Raw genomic sequence first — 15,518 nt, 5'->3', positions numbered from 1 at the left:
CCCTCCTCACAAGTTTACTTGCTAGTTACTTACTGTGGACAAAACTCTAATTATATACTAACACATAAATTGTTCCATTTTTTTAGTAAATTGGAGCTAGGTAAGTCAGGTTACCATTCATCCACAAATTAAACTATGAACATTACTTTAAGTGAATAGGCTGATTCTATTCAATAGAATCAGCCTATTCAAATTAGCTTTCCAATTACATGCCAGCTAGTTTTTTCTTTTTAGCTGCTTTTTCACGTTCATTTTTATCAAGAATTTTCTTTCTCAATCTGATCGATTCAGGAGTTAACTCGCAATATTCATCATCATTTAAATACTCAAGGGCTTCTTCTAATGACATAATACGAGGTTTTTTCATCGTACTTGTTTGATCTTTAGTAGCAGAACGAATATTTGTTTGTTGTTTCATCTTACAAATGTTAACAACTAGGTCATTTTCACGAGTGTGTTCTCCAACAATCATACCTTCATACACATCCACACCAGCTTCAACGAAGATCACTCCACGGTCCTCAACACCTTGAATACCGTAAGTTGTAGACTTGCCATTCTCCATTGAAACAAGAACACCTTGACGACGTCCCCCTACTTTACCAGGTTGCATTGGCTGGTAGCTGTCAAATGTGTGGTTAATAATACCGAATCCACGAGTTAAAGACATAAACTCTGTTGAATATCCAATTAATCCTCGAGCTGGTACATTAAATATTAAACGTACTTGACCATTACCGTTATTTATCATGTCAAGCATTTCACCTTTACGAGCTCCAATAGATTCCATAACAGAACCAGTGTGCTCTTCTGGAACGTCAATTTGTACACGTTCTACTGGTTCACATCTTACTCCATCAATTTCCTTAACAATAACCTCTGGTTTGGATACTTGTAATTCATATCCTTCACGACGCATGTTTTCAATTAAGATTGATAAATGAAGCTCTCCACGACCGGAAACAACCCACGCATCTGGTGAATCTGTTGGATCAACACGTAAGCTTACATCTGTTTGCAATTGAGCTAACAAACGTTCTTCAATTTTACGTGCTGTGACAAATTTACCTTCACGACCAGCAAACGGACTGTTATTTACAGCAAATGTCATTTGTAATGTAGGCTCATCTATACGTAGAATAGGAAGTGCTTCCTGATGTTCAGCTGGACATACTGTTTCACCAACATTGATATCTTCCATACCTGATACTGCAACAAGGTCCCCTGCGACAGCTTGTTCAACTTCAACACGTTTTAAGCCTTGGAAACCAAAAATCTTTGATACACGGAAGTTTTTAATTGAACCATCAACTTTCATTAATGAAACCTGTTGTCCAACCTTCATTGTTCCACGGAACACGCGTCCAATCCCGATACGTCCTACGTAGTCATTGTAATCTAACAATGCTACTTGGAATTGAAGAGGCTCTTCTTTGTTATCGACTGGTGCAGGAATATGATCTACAATGGCATCAAATAATGAAGCCATATTTTCTTCTTGTTCAGCCGGATCAGGACTTGTACTTGCTGTACCATTAATAGCAGAAGCAAATACCACTGGGAATTCTAATTGATCTTCGTTTGCATCTAGCTCGATGAATAAATCTAAAACTTCATCGACTACTTCTGATGGACGTGCAAAATCACGGTCAATCTTGTTTACTACAACAATCGGTGTTAAGTTTTGCTCTAATGCTTTCTTTAATACGAAGCGCGTTTGTGGCATACACCCTTCATAAGCATCAACAACAAGCAATACGCCATCAACCATTTTCATAATACGTTCAACTTCTCCACCGAAGTCAGCATGCCCTGGTGTATCCATAATGTTAATACGTTTGTCTTTATAGTTTATAGCTGTGTTCTTAGCAAGAATTGTAATTCCACGCTCACGCTCAAGGTCGTTTGAATCCATTGCACGTTCAGCAACTTGCTCGTTCGTACGGAATGTTCCAGACTGATGTAAAAGTTGGTCAACCAAAGTCGTTTTACCATGGTCAACGTGGGCAATAATAGCAATGTTGCGAATATCATTTCGAAGTTTCACAATTTCATCTCCTAAAAATATATAATAACCAAGAATGAGGTGTTACCTAATTAAAAGGCTCATTCCTGTAGTATTCTGAGTTAATACTATCATTATTTCAAAATCACCTTCGATATTATACCATAAACAATCTAGAAAAGCTGAAAGATTTTAAGTAAACTATAAGAATGGAACAAAAATTAGGCAAAGCCATGGTTGGGAGCTGTCATTTTTAATGAAACAAGGTAAATGGATTTTTCTTGTATTAGCTGTATTAGCAGCCCTTTTTATGATTGGAATTGGAGTGGCTGTTGGTGAACGAAGCATCCTAGGAATTATTTTGGCCATTATTGGTCTTAATGCTGTAATGGCTGCAGGGTTTATTATGAAAAAAAGAATGAGAGAAAAAGGATTAATATAAGATCCTCTACTTTTCTCTAAACGTTAAAGAAAACTCGCCATTTTCGGCGAGTTTTCTTTATAACGGCTTAACAGAGATCATAAATTTTTTATGAGATGTATCGTCCTCTTCAACCTTAAATTGCTCAAATCCACATTTCCCAAGAAATAGAAGCCAGGAATCCCTCTGAATAGGACACCCCGCAAATACTGCTTTATGTCCGTTATCACTTAAAACCATTCCGATCTCATTCAGTATTGCTCTTCCATATCCTTTTCCTCTAAAGTTTTCATGAACAATAATCGTACCAATCCAAGGTTTCTCGTTAGATGGAGCCCATTCCAGAACATATGATACACCCAATAGGTGATTTTCATCCAACCATACCCTCCATTCACCATTGAACATTTTGTATGATGATAGGTATTCAGTAAGGTCTTCTGCTTTACATTCTTCCTCTTGCCATTCTAGACTTGTCCTAATTAAATCCATGAAAAATGGATGATCACTCGTCTCAAGTATTCGAGATTTTAATTTTGTCATTTTACCAAAAATTCTTTAAGGATATATTGATGTAATGATTGTTCGCCAATAAAAAAGCTATTCTTATTTAATAGATCAAGCTTTTCTCCTGATAATGTTGACGCATTTGCACCAACTTCCTCTAGCAGAACTAAGCCTGCTGCGAAGTCCCACGGTGCCAATCTCATTGTCATATAAGCATCTAAACGGCCGGCTGCAACATATGCACATTCAAGTGCTGCTGATCCATATGATCTTGTACCACGTACCCTTTTAACAATCGGTGTAATTAATTGATGATCGAACCGTTTATTCTCTGTTACCCACATCGGACTTACACTTAATATAGCTTGCTCGATTTTCACTTCATCAAGTTTAGGCAAAGGTAACTCATTCATATAAGCTCCCTCTCCTCTAAAAGCATGATAAAGCTCTTTATGTACAACATCATAGATCAACCCTATGTATCCAATACCATCTCCATATACGCCTACAGATATAGCAAAGTTTCTTTGCTGATGAACAAAATTCATTGTTCCATCAATTGGATCAATAATCCACACGACTCCGTCTAAGCTTTCTACCTTATCACCATACCCTTCTTCACCAAGGATTTTGTGGTCAGGGTAGGTTTCTTGAATTTTACTGATTAAATATTGTTCTACTTCTTTATCCATATTTGTAACCAAATCATTTGGGTTTGACTTGTACTGTATAGAAAGGGCAGAATCAAAAGAGTTTCTAATTAATTCACCGGCTTCTTCCACCCACTGTTTTGCCCTTTGATCTAATTCCTTCCAGTTCGTCATTAAGCAACCTCATTTCTATGTAATAAATCACCATTTCTATATTAAGCATACTGTATGGAATTAATGGAAATCAAGTATCTGACACTTTGTCGCGCAGATAAAAACGAACCTAACCTAAGGTTCGTTTGTAGATATTCTTCTCTACTAAGCTTGAAGTTTCATCCACTCTTTTCTTAACTTTTCCAATTTTTGTTTACACTCTATTTTTTTCTTTTGATCTTTATTCTGCATAGCTTCGTAAAGGGAGGCTAATTCGTAATCGAGTTCGAGTCTTAACACCCCAATACGATTGTTAATCATTTTCTGACCACTCGTTTTAACTATTTGTTTCACTTTTTACCGCCCCTTTCATTTCATCTTTTTTATAACAAGGTAACCATCAAAGCGATTTCAAAGAATCATTTAATGTTTTAATAGTTTTTTTATATAATATGTGGTCGTAAAAAAAGTTGGAACCAATTAGACAAAATTGTGTATTTACCTAATCTATACCACTAAATTTTTTTTTGAAACTTAAAAATGAGAGTATCAAGAATGTACGTTCGGGTAGTTTTAACTAGTAAATAATCAATTGTTTTTAAGGTAAACTTAAAGAAGTCATATAACTAGGAAAAAGGAAGGGAATTGTTTATAATAATTATAAATTAAAATTAGATATAAACTAGGAGGAACTTTGATCGATGAAGTTTAATGGGTTTACGAACGAAGATTTTGAAACATTTACAATAGATGGTTTGGATGAACGGATGGAAGCAATTCGAGGACGCATCCAACCAAAATTCCATGAGTTAGGACAAGCTTTAACAGATGATCTTGCTTCTTTGCTACAAAAGGAAATGTTTTTACATATAGCAAAACATGCAAGAAGAACGGTAAATCCACCTAAAGACACATGGTTGGCTATTGCAGATAATAAACGTGGATATAAACAGCATCCTCACTTTCAGGTTGGATTATTTGATGACCATCTTTTTATTTGGTTGGCATTTATTTACGAATTACCAAACAAGGAAAAAATTGCAAAAAACTTCTTAGAGCATCTAGATAAAGTTGTAGAAATTACACCTGAAGAATACTATGTTTCTTTAGATCACACAAAAAAAGATGCTAAGCCACTTCATGAGGCTGATTTAAAAAAATCTTTAGAAAGATTTAGAGATGTAAAAAAAGCGGAATTTCTTATTGGTCGTCATTTCCGAGCACAAGACCCAATTGTACGAGACGGAGATAAGTTATATGAAGTTATTCGTGAAACATACGAGACACTTATTCCTCTTTATAAGCTGTCTTTCGATAAATAAAAAAACAAATGATTTATAATAATAAAACGTCCAAAGTGCTTTTACTACTTTGGACGTTTAGTTTCCTATATTTTCACCAAATGAACTTCTTCAGCATCTTTTGCTTTTTTGATCACGCGATAGGATGAATAACCGCTCACTTCTTCAAATTCATTGCATATTGTCTTTTCCTCTGCCTTGCTTGGCACGATCTCTTTAAATCTTCGATATGCTGTCATTAGTTTTGTCCGATCAATTCCATTTTCATATGCTTTTTCGATACATTCAAAAAAATGAATAACATCAACTGTTTCTTCTGTGTTCCAGTCTAAAGAAATAGGATACTGATATTCCATGTTTAACGCCTCACTTCCACTATGTCTATTAACATTATGTCCATTCTTTACGGATTGTTTCCGCATCTGTAATAATCCGGGTTACTAGCTCTAGGACAGAAGGTATGTCTGATATTAATCCCATTACTTGTCCTGCCCATGCGAACCCATCATTTATCTTACCATCATATATGTATTTTTTGTTAGCTACCCCACTAATGTAAGCTTTTAATTCTTCATACCCACCAGAATTCTTTTCGATTTCTAAGATTTTGTCTGTCCATTCATTAGCAATTGCCCGCGCAGGTGCTCCAATTGATCTTTTAATAACAACTGTGCTGTTTTCATCTCCATCAATTAATGCTTTCTTATAAACAGGGTGTGCATGAACACATTCTTTCGTAGCAATAAATCTAGTGCCCATTTCAATTCCATCAGCTCCTAGGCTTAAAGCAGCCATTAGCCCTCTGCCATCAGCAATACCACCTGAAGCAATAACCGGTATATTGACAGCATCAACTACTTGAGGGATTAACACCATAGTTCCTACATCTGTTCTTCCAAGATGTCCCCCGCCTTCTTGTCCTACTACCATTACAGCATCTGCACCCAACTCTTCAGCTTTGATAGCCTGCCGTTTTGCTGCTACTAAGACCAGTTTTTTTATTTCCGTTCCTTTAAGTAAATCAAAAATAGGACTAGGGTTTCCACCTGTCATTGAGATCACTGGGACATTTTCCTCAATTGCTACTTGTACTAGTTCTTCATACCCCTGCCCGTGTTGACCGATAGCAAAATTCACTCCAAACGGTTTTGATGTTTTATCACGTATCTTTTTAATTTCATTACGAAGTGCATCAGCTGTTCCAAGTGACATAGCTGTAATTTGCCCCAATCCACCAGCATTTGAAACTGCAGCAGCTAAATCAGAATAGGCTAAATACGCTAAGCCTCCCTGTATAATTGGATATTGAATCCCCAAAACATCAGTTACTCTTGTTCTCCAATACATTTCTACCCCTCCTTTATTACATAACTATTCTAGTCTTGCTAATATCTCCCTTCTATCTTTTGAAATTTAATCTTTTCTGTTGACTGAGTTTATTGATAGCGATATAATTCACTTGTTTTATGTCTAATAATAAGGCAGATTTCGACATAAACTTATGTAATACAAGTAAAACTTAAAAGTATCGGATCTCATACATAGACACTAAACATCATCCGTTGCTTTTGATGTCATAAAAAACGCAATAATATCTTTCAAAAAAGAAGGTGGGAACAACTTTGTCACAAAAAGAAACACCATTGTTCACTGGTTTAATTGAACATGCAAAAAAAGACCCTATTCAGTTTCATATTCCAGGACATAAAAAAGGAGCGGGGATTGATCCTGAATTTAGACAATTCATTGGTGATAATGCCTTATCAATTGATCTAATTAATATCGGACCTTTAGATGACCTCCATGCCCCTAAAGGTATGATAAAAAGAGCTCAAGACCTAGCAGCAGAAGCATTTGGTGCAGATCATACATTTTTCTCTGTTCAAGGAACGAGTGGTGCCATTATGACAATGGTTATGACTGTTTGTGGGCCTGGAGATAAGATTATCGTTCCTAGGAATGTTCATAAATCCGTTATGTCTGCCATTGTCTTTTCTGGTGCAACTCCTATTTTCATACATCCTGAAATTGATAAAAAACTCGGCATTTCTCACGGTATAACAACAGAAGCTGTTGAGAAAGCACTTGAACAACACCCTGACGCAAAAGGTGTACTTGTAATAAATCCTACTTATTTTGGGATTTCTGCTGATTTAAAGAAAATCGTTGAAATTGCTCATTCCTACTCAGTTCCAGTCTTAGTTGATGAGGCACATGGGGTGCATATACATTTTCATGAAGATTTACCTTTAAGTGCGATGCAAGCAGGTGCCGATATGGCCGCGACTAGTGTTCATAAACTAGGTGGTTCAATGACTCAAAGCTCTGTATTAAATGTAAGAGAAGGACTTGTATCACCACAACGTGTTCAATCCATTTTAAGTATGATGACAACCACCTCAACTTCGTACTTGCTTCTTGCTTCACTTGATGTTGCAAGAAAACGATTGGCAACTGAAGGACATGAACTTATTCAGAAAACGATTGAGTTGGCTAATTATACGAGAGATAAAATAAACGAAATTCCTAACATATCTTGTATAGGTAAAGAAATAATAGGTACTAAAGCAACATTTGATTACGACCCAACAAAATTAATTATTCCAGTTTATGAACTTGGTATTACGGGCTATGACGTTGAAAAATGGCTTCGAGAAAAATACCTAATTGAGGTAGAATTATCTGATTTGTACAATATCCTTTGTATTATTACACCTGGAGATACTAAAAATGATGTTGATACATTGATTAAAGCATTGAGTGAGCTATCTTCAGAATTTAAGGCAATGAAAGAGCAAAATGATGTAAAAGAACGCATTTTATTACCTGATATTCCAGTACTTGCGCTCACACCGAGAGATGCATTTTATTCAGAAACTGAAATTGTGTCCTTTGAAGAATCCGCAGGTAGAATTATTGCTGAGTTTATCATGGTCTACCCTCCAGGTATACCAATTTTTATACCAGGGGAAATCATTACTGAAGAAAATTTAACATATATTAAGAAAAACTTGGAAGTAGGTTTACCAGTTCAAGGTCCAGAGGATCCTACACTTAACAAAATACGAGTGATAAAAGAACACAGAGCAATTAGATAAAAATCCCCTCTCTTTTTGGGAATTCTAAAACGTTTGTTAGATAAGAAAAGCTTAGCAGGTAGCCCAAACGAAAGCCTTAGCTTTTCTTATCCACATCCATAAAATCTTAACTTTCTGATCGTACAAAACAAAGCTCAAGTACCTATACAAGTACTTGAGCTAATTTTTTCAGTACAATTCTCCAGTACTGAATTATCATTCATAGTCAATCTTACCTTTTATATTTAACCCCTTTTACTTGACCTTTACTGAGCTTCGTTGCTGGTTTTGGCTACAACAATCATTATGACTACATTTACCATATAAAATTGTCACTTTTTCTCCTTCTACATGACCGATTGTAGAGCTGCAGTGCTGACATACGATTGTTCCCATCTCCATACCCCTTTTCACTCTAGATAATTAAAACTCTTTAATTCTCCTTATCTCTGAAAGCGTTTAATTAACTCGTTACATTCATAATAATATGTCACATTTAAATAGTCAATAGTTAATTGTATAACACATTTATTTATTAGTTATTTTAAGCATTTGTTAATGTGAAGTATATTTTTAGTTAGAGGAGAATACATATAATCTTAATAAGTTGATTATAAACTCTTAAGTAACAATTTTAATCCAATAAAGTTTTAGATGAAAAAAGGTCACTCTTTTTTTCAATAGAGTGACACATTATAACGTTTATAACCTAATATTTTATTTTCTTTTTTGCTTTTTCCAATTCATTTAATATAGATTGATATGTGTTTTCCGATAGTACTGTTGGGTCATTTTTATAAGCATCCACTAACATCTCAAAGTCTTCAATCGCAGTTGAAGTGCGATGAAAAACTGATTCAGGCATTCTTGCACATACATTACCTCGTAGAATACGTATTGTATGATTTGTTGGTTCGTTCGAAACAGCTTGATCTAGCATTCTCAAACCTTCTAGTGCATATTTTTTCTTATCTTTAGGGATTGGGGTATCTCTCGCTAAAAGTGCTGTAGCACTTCCGTAATATCCTAATGACTCTATGTGATTTGGTTTTTCAGTTGCTAACGTTGCAAATAAATGATATGCCTGCTGAGCAGCTTTTTTATTTCCCCTTACACCTTTATGATAAAGGTCAACAGCCTCATCAAAACGAAGATTCCATTCTGTATTGTTAGCCATACATAGCCTCCTAATTTTCAAGTTAAACAAACAAAGAATCAATCCTCAATTCGTATCCCTTTTTCACTCAAAAACTCCGAATAAAATAAATCTTCATCTTCCTTAGCAAGTTCAGACCAAATTTCTTTGGCTTTATGAACAAAATATTTTTTCTCATAAACAGTTCCAAGATCAGCTAATACCTTTAAATATTGACTATGGGTTATATCAATATCTGAGCTACTTTGATACATTTTAATAACCGCTTCGAAATCCTTAATTATCTGATCACTACAACGAAAGAACGTATCTGGAAGGCTAAATTGTATATAGGCTCGATGTAAAAGAAGTTGAATATACCTTGGATCATTAATCGGAATAGATGTATTTAGTTTCTTTAGCCCTTTAATAGATTGACTAAAGACCTCATAAGGATCCGAAAAGAATCGACCTAGTAAGGTTAACGATGCAGAATAATAAAACTTTGCTACCGGGCAGCTGCTATATTCTTTTTGAATAAATTCCCATAAAGCTAGTGATTGTTTTGCTGCCTTTTCATTACCGTTTACACCAATATCATGAAGTTGTAATGCAGTTTCATATAATTGTTCCTTTGGTTTTTCAATTATTTCATCAAGTAATAGCTCTTCAAATGAAAATACGTTAATTAATTCGTTTGCTTTGGTAACAATCTCTTTATTTGATGAAAATTCAACAAGTTTATGCCATTGTTTGACTGCTTCCTCTACCATATCTAATCGAACAAAGCATTCTCCAAACCTAAGTAGGATATCTTCATAGATAGCCAAAGAAAAAATAGTAGGATTTTTTTCATACTGAGCTGATAAATATTGAAAATCACGTGCTGCAGTTGAAGATCGAAAAAAGAAAAACTCTGGCAATCGATAACTTTGCATCGCCCTTACATATCTTATTTTATAAAGTGTAGGATATTCACTTACAAGCTTATCTAAAAGATTTAAAGTCTTATACGCATTAGTGAAGAGTTCAACCATACCGGCAAAACTATGACTATCTTTAATTGAGTTCAAATGAACATTATAAGCTTGTAAAATTGGATTTGAAGAATCTTTATCCATTAATTGTGAGACTTTTTTCATAACCTTAAGTAAAGAGACCTCATCACTACAAATTGCCATAGTATATAAAGAATGAATTTCATCATTAATTGGATCATTTATATTAGCTACTGGTATAGATTTAATTTTGCTATTAAACTTAGGGATTTTATATGAAGAATCTATATCTAATAATTTATTTACTACCTCCGTTGCTTCTTCTATCTTACCTAAACGTTCATATGCAGTAATTAAACTCTCCATTGTTTCAATATATAGTGTTTGTGGAATGCCATAAGAATTACGTTCATACATGTTTATAATACGTTCAAAATCCTCAATTGCTGTTTCCGTTCGATGAAAGCGACCTTCAGGCAAATTAGTGGCAACATTACCTCGTAATGTTCGAATTAATACATTAGAGGGATCTTTTAAAACCGCCACATCAAGCAACTTTAGCCCTTCATTTGCATATTTCCCTTTCTCTCTCAGGTCAAATGTATCTCTTGCTAGCAAAGCCTTTGCCGATCCAAAATAAGCCATTAATTCTGTATTATTGGGTTCTTCTTTTGTAAGCTCCTCAAAAAGACGATGTGCCTCAATACCTGCATTTTTATCACCCTTTATTGCCTTGTAATACGACTCTACACCTTTATCAAACTGTTCCTCCCAATATTCCTCTAAATTTTCATGAGAATTCATGGAACATATCAAACCTCCAATCAACATTCGTATTCTAGAAAATACAGTGATAATCTATGATTTAAAACAGAAACAAGTGTCAGAAATATAGAAAAACTATGAAATAGTCTATATTTTTCACAAAGTAAATGAAGAGATGTTCAAGGCTTACTAGACCTTCTCAAACAAACAACTATTTTTAGATTCTCTGAAATTTCCTTTATACATCGTGATTTGTCGTATAGATTTACCTTTATTTCAAGAGGGCGAACGATCCGTGAATTCGTCACCGGTGTCCTTGCAGTCCCAACCATTTTCGGGGCACTCTGGTTCTCTGTTTTTGGTGGATCAGCCATTTATCTAGACTATCTACAGAATGTGTCAATCGTTGACATCGTAAATGAACAAGGAAAAGAGGTTGCTCTTTTTGCAGTATTAGATCACTTTCCTCTTGGAACGTTCATGTCATTTATTGCGATTTTTTTAATTAGTACATTCTTCATTACATCAGCTGATTCTGCTACGTTTGTGCTTGGTATGCAAACCACAAACGGTTTATTGAATCCGCCAAATAAAATAAAATTCATTTGGGGCGTTATACAATCTGCCTCAGCTGCTATCCTCTTATGGTCAGGTGGATTAGGCACATTACAAACTTCAGCGATTATTGCAGCACTTCCTTTTGCCGTGATTATGATCCTAATGGTTTTCTTATTATTAAAATCACTGCAACAAGAAAAAGTGGTTAGAAAGTAAAATGGGTACCAATTTGGTACTCATTTTTTCAATCCAATAAAAATAAGTTGATTGACAATAGCAAAGAGCAGGAGAGAAAAAAGAGAAAAGTATATCGCATTTTTCCTCGCTTTTATTAAAGTATAGGCAATTAAATATGAAAGATAGAAAAACATGACCAATAAGATCATTTTTGCTAAAAAGCTATCTTTTTTTGAAAGCCATTCTATAACACTATAGCTACTCCACAAAAGGAGATGAGTAACAGAAAGCAAGCTCCATGTTTTTTTCATTTCATCCTCCCCCCTTTACCAATTCTTATGCAACAACATAAGATTCTTTCAGGGATTTTGAAGCTTAATCTTAATTTTTTGTATAGAAACTTCATTATATTTTTCATTTATGTAACAAATAGATGACAACAGGAAGAAAATTGAATTATTATGATAAAATGTGTTTAATTTAGATACATATTTTTGGATTTTATAAGTGAAATTCTGACATAAATAATTATTTCGTTCTATTTTATTCTATTAAAAAGAGGTGGACATGGATGAAAAGATCAATACTTATTGCCTTCATCATACCAGTCATTGTTCTTTCTTCATGTGAAAATCTGTTGTTTTCAGAAGGTCCCTTAAATGAAGATATACCCCAAGACAAACAACTAGTGTTTTTTTCCGATGATGAAAATATTCAACGTGAAGCAGTCTATTATGATGCCTTATTAGACATTAAAAAGAATTTCCCAGAGGAATTTGAGAATATGAAAATAATCTCAGAGAAAACAGATCATAATCAATTCGAGATCGAAACTTTTCCTTCCTTGCTTGTTATTGATAAGAAACAAGTTTTAGTACAAATCGAAGGAACCGTTGTATCAAAAGAAGATATATTAGAGCCTGTGTCAAGCGCTCTATCGAAATAGACAAAAGTACATGCAAAAAGGCTGACTCTAGTAGTCAGCCTTTTCTTTATTTATTATTTCACAATATGAATTGGGCTACCAATTGCAACTTCAGCAGCTTCCATTGTGATCTCACCTAATGTTGGGTGAGCATGAATTGTCATTGCAATATCTTCTGCTGTCATACCAGCTTCAATTGCTAATCCTAACTCTGAAATCATGTCTGAAGCACTTGGTCCAGCGATTTGTGCACCAATTACTAATCCATCTTCCTTACGAGTTACAAGTTTTAAGAAACCATCAGTATTGTTAAGTGATAACGCACGACCATTTGCAGCAAATGGGAATTTAGAAGCATTCACTTCAATACCTTCTTCTTTTGCTTGAGCTTCTGTGTAACCTACTGAAGCTAATTCTGGCTCAGAGAATACAACAGCAGGAATAGCTAAGTAATCAATCTCTGCTTTTTCTCCAGCAATTGCTTCTGCAGCAATTTTACCTTCATAAGAAGCTTTATGAGCTAAAGGAGGTCCCTCAACGATATCACCGATTGCGTAGATGTTTGGAACGTTTGTACGGCATTGTTTATCAATTTTGATAATTCCTCTGTCCGTCATTTCAACACCTACTTGCTCTAAACCAAGTTCATCAGTGTTTGGACGGCGTCCTACAGTAACTAATAGGTAGTCAGCTTCAACTGTTTTTTCTTCACCGTTTACTTCGAAAGTTACTTTAACACCATTGTCAGTTTCTTCCACACCTTTTGCCATTGCTTTTGTGTGAATTTCAACATTTCCTTTTTTCTTTAGGTTACGTTTTACAATAGCACTCATTTGTTTTTCAAAGCCAGCAAGAATTTCATCAGCAGCTTCGATAAACGTTACTTCAGTACCAAAGTTTGCGTAAGCTGTACCAAGCTCAGTTCCGATATATCCTCCACCAATTACAACAAGCTTATTAGGGATTTCTTGAAGGTTTAATGCACCTGTAGAATCTAATACACGCTTAGAGTATTTGAAAGCTGGGATTTCAATCGGACGTGAACCAGTTGCGATAATAACATTTTTAAATTTGTAAGTTTGTGAAGACGTTTCGTCCATAACTTTTACTGTTTCATTATCTACGAAGTAAGCTTCACCACTAACTACGTCAACTTTATTACCTTTAAGTAATCCAGCTACACCGCCAGTTAATTTTTTCACAACACCTTGTTTAAATTCTTGAACTTTTGAAAAGTCAACAGTTACGTTTTCAGCTTTAATACCCATATCTTCAGAGTGTCTAGCTTCTTCATAACGGTGACCAGCAGAGATTAGCGCTTTTGAAGGAATACAACCAACGTTTAAACAAACCCCTCCAAGTGTTGCTTTTTCAACTACTGTTACTTTTTGTCCTAGTTGTGCAGCGCGGATCGCTGCAACGTATCCGCCTGGGCCTGCTCCTATGACAAGAGTATCTGTTTCAATTGGGAAATCTCCTACTACCATCGATTACGCCTCCATTAAAATTAATTGTGGATCGTTAAGTAAACGCTTGATGTGGTTAAGAGCATTTTGAGCTGTAGCACCATCAATCATTCTGTGATCAAAGCTTAATGATAAAGCAAGAACCGGAGCTACAACAATCTCTCCATCACGAACAACAGGTTTTTCTGCAATTCGTCCAATACCTAGAATAGCAACCTCTGGGTGGTTAATTACTGGAGTGAACCATTGACCACCTGCAGAACCAATGTTAGTGATTGTGCAAGAAGCACCTTTCATTTCATTTGGTGCAAGCTTACCTTCACGCGCTTTTGTAGCAAGTCCGTTAATTTCATCAGAAATTTCAAATACAGATTTGCGTTCTGCATTTTTCACAACTGGTACTAGAAGACCTTTTTCAGTGTCAGCAGCAATACCAATGTTGTAATAATGCTTTTGAACAACTTCTTCTGTTTTGTCATCAAGTGAAGTATTAAGTACAGGATACTTTTTAAGTGCTGAAGTAAGAGCTTTCACTACGTACGGTAAATATGTTAACTTAATACCTTGCTCTGCTGCAACATTTTTGAATTGTTTTCTATGAGAAACTAAATTTGTTACATCCACTTCATCCATTAAAGTAACGTGTGGAGCAGTATGTTTTGAGTTAACCATCGCTTTAGCAATTGCTTTACGGATTGGGCTCATTTTTTCACGAGTCTCTGGGAATTCACCCTCTGGAATTGCTTGAGCTGCTGCTGGTTGAGCTTGTTTTTCTTCTTTTGCAGCTGGTGCTTCTTCTGTAGTTTCAGGTTGTGCAGAAACTCCTCCACCTTGTAAGAATGAATCAACATCTTCTTTTAATACACGACCATTTTTACCGCTGCCTGAAACTTGACGAATATCCACATCTTTTTCACGAGCATATTTACGTACAGATGGCATAGCAATAACACGCTTAGAAGGATCTACCTCTACTTCTGCAGGTGCAGCAGCTGGAGCTTCTGCTTTCTCTTCTGCAGCAGGTGCAGCTTCAGCTTTTTCTTCCTTCTTAGGCTCATCATCACCATGATCACCTTTGAATTTAAGGTTTTCGTAACCAGGTGCATCAAAAGTAATAATCGTTTGACCAACAGTTGCAACTGTTCCCTCTTCTACATTTACTTCTGTAACTGTACCTTTAACTGGTGATGGGATCTCAACAACTGCTTTATCATTTTGAACTTCAGCAAGGACATCATCTTCTTCAACCTTGTCGCCTGGTTTAACGAACCACTTTACAATTTCACCTTCGTGGATACCTTCACCAATATCAGGCAGTTTAAATTCAAATGCCAAATCATTCAACCTCCTATAATTATGTTAAAAATTCGTTTTGAAGTA

The 15,518-nt window shown here is 35.3% G+C and carries 16 protein-coding genes and 1 pseudogene; 5 read left to right on the top strand and 12 right to left on the bottom strand.

The genetic code is table 11. The annotated features are described in order from the left end of the window. Positions 1-205: 205 nt before the first annotated feature. Positions 206-2,047: a translational GTPase TypA gene (gene typA, locus D9842_RS03360; RefSeq protein ID WP_098799393.1), complete on the bottom strand. Its 1,842-nt coding sequence runs from the start codon at positions 2,045-2,047 to the stop codon at positions 206-208. A gap of 214 nt (positions 2,048-2,261) precedes the next feature. Here typA and D9842_RS03355 point away from each other — a divergent pair, with 214 nt between their 5' ends. After that, positions 2,262-2,447 (top strand): DUF5325 family protein, encoded by a 186-nt coding sequence (locus tag D9842_RS03355; RefSeq protein WP_121661281.1) that lies wholly within the window; start codon positions 2,262-2,264, stop codon positions 2,445-2,447. A gap of 57 nt (positions 2,448-2,504) precedes the next feature. Here D9842_RS03355 and D9842_RS03350 read toward each other — a convergent pair whose 3' ends face one another. The 3 genes from D9842_RS03350 to D9842_RS03340 form a co-directional block, all read right to left on the bottom strand. Beyond that, complete coding sequence (locus D9842_RS03350; RefSeq protein ID WP_121661280.1) at positions 2,505-2,969, bottom strand: GNAT family N-acetyltransferase; 465 nt, start codon at positions 2,967-2,969, stop codon at positions 2,505-2,507. Next, positions 2,966-3,757, bottom strand: coding sequence for an inositol monophosphatase family protein (locus tag D9842_RS03345; protein WP_121661279.1), 792 nt, complete (start codon positions 3,755-3,757; stop codon positions 2,966-2,968). The genes D9842_RS03350 and D9842_RS03345 overlap by 4 nt, the downstream gene beginning before the upstream one ends. A gap of 144 nt (positions 3,758-3,901) precedes the next feature. Next, the gene (locus D9842_RS03340; RefSeq protein ID WP_232273945.1) at positions 3,902-4,057 is read right to left on the bottom strand and encodes a hypothetical protein; all 156 of its coding nucleotides are present in this window, start codon (positions 4,055-4,057) and stop codon (positions 3,902-3,904) included. A gap of 380 nt (positions 4,058-4,437) precedes the next feature. Between D9842_RS03340 and D9842_RS03335 the strand changes: the two genes are divergently transcribed. Next, a complete protein-coding gene (locus D9842_RS03335) occupies positions 4,438-5,058 on the top strand; it encodes a YktB family protein (protein ID WP_121661278.1) in 621 nt (206 codons plus the stop codon). A gap of 65 nt (positions 5,059-5,123) precedes the next feature. On the opposite strand, the gene D9842_RS03330 is transcribed toward D9842_RS03335, so the two are convergent. Together D9842_RS03330 and D9842_RS03325 are read right to left on the bottom strand one after the other, a co-directional pair. Then, positions 5,124-5,393: a UPF0223 family protein gene (locus tag D9842_RS03330; RefSeq protein ID WP_121661277.1), complete on the bottom strand. Its 270-nt coding sequence runs from the start codon at positions 5,391-5,393 to the stop codon at positions 5,124-5,126. Between the two features lie 34 nt (positions 5,394-5,427). After that, positions 5,428-6,384 carry an NAD(P)H-dependent flavin oxidoreductase gene (locus D9842_RS03325; protein ID WP_121661276.1) on the bottom strand — a complete coding sequence of 319 codons (957 nt, stop codon included), beginning with the start codon at positions 6,382-6,384 and terminating at the stop codon, positions 5,428-5,430. Positions 6,385-6,659: 275 nt separating this feature from the next. Here D9842_RS03325 and D9842_RS03320 point away from each other — a divergent pair, with 275 nt between their 5' ends. Further along, entirely contained in the window at positions 6,660-8,135 is a 1,476-nt protein-coding gene (locus tag D9842_RS03320) for an aminotransferase class I/II-fold pyridoxal phosphate-dependent enzyme (protein ID WP_121661275.1), read from the top strand. 234 nt (positions 8,136-8,369) lie between these two features. Here D9842_RS03320 and D9842_RS03315 read toward each other — a convergent pair whose 3' ends face one another. The 3 genes from D9842_RS03315 to D9842_RS03305 all read right to left on the bottom strand — a co-directional run bounded on the left by D9842_RS03315 (position 8,370) and on the right by D9842_RS03305 (position 11,051). Then, entirely contained in the window at positions 8,370-8,510 is a 141-nt protein-coding gene (locus D9842_RS03315) for a GapA-binding peptide SR1P (RefSeq protein WP_121661274.1), read from the bottom strand. 313 nt (positions 8,511-8,823) lie between these two features. Further along, positions 8,824-9,291: a hypothetical protein gene (locus tag D9842_RS03310; protein ID WP_121661273.1), complete on the bottom strand. Its 468-nt coding sequence runs from the start codon at positions 9,289-9,291 to the stop codon at positions 8,824-8,826. A gap of 38 nt (positions 9,292-9,329) precedes the next feature. Further along, positions 9,330-11,051, bottom strand: coding sequence for a tetratricopeptide repeat protein (locus tag D9842_RS03305; RefSeq protein ID WP_121661272.1), 1,722 nt, complete (start codon positions 11,049-11,051; stop codon positions 9,330-9,332). Positions 11,052-11,285: 234 nt separating this feature from the next. Between D9842_RS03305 and D9842_RS03300 the strand changes: the two are divergent. Continuing rightward, positions 11,286-11,786 (top strand): annotated as a pseudogene (locus tag D9842_RS03300) (BCCT family transporter); the annotation flags it as partial. A gap of 20 nt (positions 11,787-11,806) precedes the next feature. Here the strand turns inward: D9842_RS03300 and D9842_RS03295 are convergent. Beyond that, complete coding sequence (locus D9842_RS03295) at positions 11,807-12,058, bottom strand: hypothetical protein (protein WP_121661270.1); 252 nt, start codon at positions 12,056-12,058, stop codon at positions 11,807-11,809. A gap of 260 nt (positions 12,059-12,318) precedes the next feature. Between D9842_RS03295 and D9842_RS03290 the strand changes: the two genes are divergently transcribed. Continuing rightward, a complete protein-coding gene (locus tag D9842_RS03290; RefSeq protein WP_098798087.1) occupies positions 12,319-12,693 on the top strand; it encodes a hypothetical protein in 375 nt (124 codons plus the stop codon). A 53-nt stretch (positions 12,694-12,746) separates the two neighbouring features. Here D9842_RS03290 and lpdA read toward each other — a convergent pair whose 3' ends face one another. Beyond that, on the bottom strand, positions 12,747-14,159 hold the full coding sequence (lpdA, locus tag D9842_RS03285) for a dihydrolipoyl dehydrogenase (protein ID WP_121661269.1): 1,413 nt from the start codon (positions 14,157-14,159) through the stop codon (positions 12,747-12,749). Positions 14,160-14,162: 3 nt separating this feature from the next. Continuing rightward, entirely contained in the window at positions 14,163-15,473 is a 1,311-nt protein-coding gene (locus tag D9842_RS03280; protein WP_121661268.1) for a dihydrolipoamide acetyltransferase family protein, read from the bottom strand. Between the last annotated feature and the right edge of the window lie 45 nt (positions 15,474-15,518).

This window comes from Metabacillus litoralis (assembly GCF_003667825.1).
Lineage (GTDB): Bacteria > Bacillota > Bacilli > Bacillales > Bacillaceae > Metabacillus > Metabacillus litoralis_B.
Note: the sequence above shows the minus strand (reverse complement) of the source record. Positions and strands in the feature narration are given on the sequence as shown.